Genomic DNA, 1726 nt, shown 5'->3' on the forward strand with positions numbered 1-1726 from the left:
ACCTCTGCAACGAGGTCTATCGCCTACTCGGCGGCTACGGGGCTGAGTGCGCGATTAATTTTGAATAACCACTTACTGCGACGTAAATGACGAGGTGCTGGCCTCGGAAACCCGCCACGGCAGCCGCAACGCCGCCCTGGCTTACCTGATGAAGAGCTTCGGCAACCTCGAGGCCGAGGTGGACGAGGTGCTGGCCCACTACTTCTTCCAGTGCTCGGTGGAGATGAGCTGCAAGGAGCTGGCCACCAGCCTACTGTTCCTCGCCAACCACGGTATGCATCCGATCACCGGCGAAAAGGTAACCTCGCCGCGCGATGCCCATCGCGTCAATGCCATCCTTTCCACTAGCGGTATGTACGACCAGTCCGGCCAGTTCGCCTTTGCTGTGGGTCTGCCAGCCAAGAGCGGCGTCGGCGGCGGCATCGTGGCCATCGTGCCGGGCCATGGCGTTATCGCCGCCTGGAGCCCGCCCCTCAACAGGCATGGCAACTCCACCCGCGGGCTCTCGATGATCACCGAGCTGGCGAGCCGTCTGGGGCTGTCGATCTTCTAATCACACAACTAGGGCCAGCGCATATAGAGACTGATTTTCACTGCAGGCCAAAGTGGATCACTCGGGCCGCCTTGCGCGAGTGAATATATGCTCAGTCTTACGAAAGTTCGGATCAGCGAGACCAGCATCTGCCGACCTGGCTGCATTAGTACAACTGGGATCGTCCGCATATCAGACCGAATTATCGGCCTCTGGTCAGTCAGCTGGGCTTTTCCGTGAACCAACTGGTGGCTTTACACAGCTAGCTCCCTGAGCCTTCCTGGCGCTCCTCCGGGGTGCTGGCATGTTGCTCCACAAGCTGCTGATGGCTATGAGGGGAATCCATGATTACCTGGGCCACCCGGTGAGGCAAGATAGCCACCCGGTCTGCCTGCACCTTGAACGCCGTGCGCGTCTCGCCGTTCTGCTCCCAGCTGTCCTGAACCATCTTGCCCACTACTACAATCCGCATGCCCCGCTGGTACAGTCGCGACCAGCGCTCGGCATCACGGTGCCACCACTCCACATCGGCCCAGAAGCCACCACGATCCACGATCTCTCCGTCCTTGGGGACCAGGTTATCGAATCGCACGTTTAGCCTGAGCAGCGTGCGGGGCGGCTGGTTCTCACGCACGGGGAAGGTCCGCACCTCCGGATCGCTGCCGATATTCCCCTCACCGTAGAAGCGTGTACCCATGAGTCTCCTCCTTGGTCGTTATCGCTGAAATGAGACGGCATGCTCGATATCGGCCAGCGCCTTGCCGATTCGCTTGATCGACCAGTTGATCGTGGCCGCCTTGGCATTGAACACGCAGCGCTGCACCTCGAGATCGATGACGGACTGCCGTATCGCCTCTGATATGTCGTCGCGAGCCAGGAACGTTTCCAGCAGCCAAAGCCCCATGCTCCTCTGCCTGTTATCGCGCCACTGCAGCGTTCTGGCAGGGACGCCTGATTTACCCCATGGGGTCAGCCAGAGGTCGGTCGACTTCAGCAAGCCCCCATTCGCCTGCGAGGCTATATCGATCGCCTCTTGCCGCGCCGCTCTTGCCGACTCCTCCAGCTCGTCACGGAGCCGAATCAGCTCCCCCTTACCCTTAAATGGTTTTAAAAAACCCTTCCTGATTACTCATGTTGATCAGCCACCACCGCGTCAGTCTTTCCTATACTGATGTTATGTCCAGTAGAGGAGGT

General features: G+C 59.5%; 3 protein-coding genes. 1 reads left to right on the forward strand and 2 read right to left on the reverse strand.

The window, feature by feature from the left end; all coding sequences use genetic code 11:
* Positions 1–64: 64 nt before the first annotated feature.
* Entirely contained in the window at positions 65–553 is a 489-nt protein-coding gene (locus SCI24_RS21350; RefSeq protein WP_318727277.1) for a glutaminase, read from the forward strand.
* 241 nt (positions 554–794) lie between these two features.
* On the opposite strand, the gene SCI24_RS21355 is transcribed toward SCI24_RS21350, so the two are convergent.
* Entirely contained in the window at positions 795–1229 is a 435-nt protein-coding gene (locus tag SCI24_RS21355; protein ID WP_318727276.1) for a single-stranded DNA-binding protein, read from the reverse strand.
* 18 nt (positions 1230–1247) lie between these two features.
* Entirely contained in the window at positions 1248–1658 is a 411-nt protein-coding gene (locus SCI24_RS21360) for a DUF3158 family protein (RefSeq protein ID WP_318727278.1), read from the reverse strand.
* Positions 1659–1726 lie beyond the last annotated feature (68 nt).

It is taken from the genome of Halomonas sp. (assembly GCF_033549285.1).
GTDB lineage: Bacteria > Pseudomonadota > Gammaproteobacteria > Pseudomonadales > Halomonadaceae > Halomonas.

Coding starts and splice junctions, on each gene's coding strand:
- SCI24_RS21355 (WP_318727276.1), bottom strand. CDS start 1,229: ATGGGTACACGCTTCTACGGTGAGGGGAATATCGGCAGCGATCCGGAG.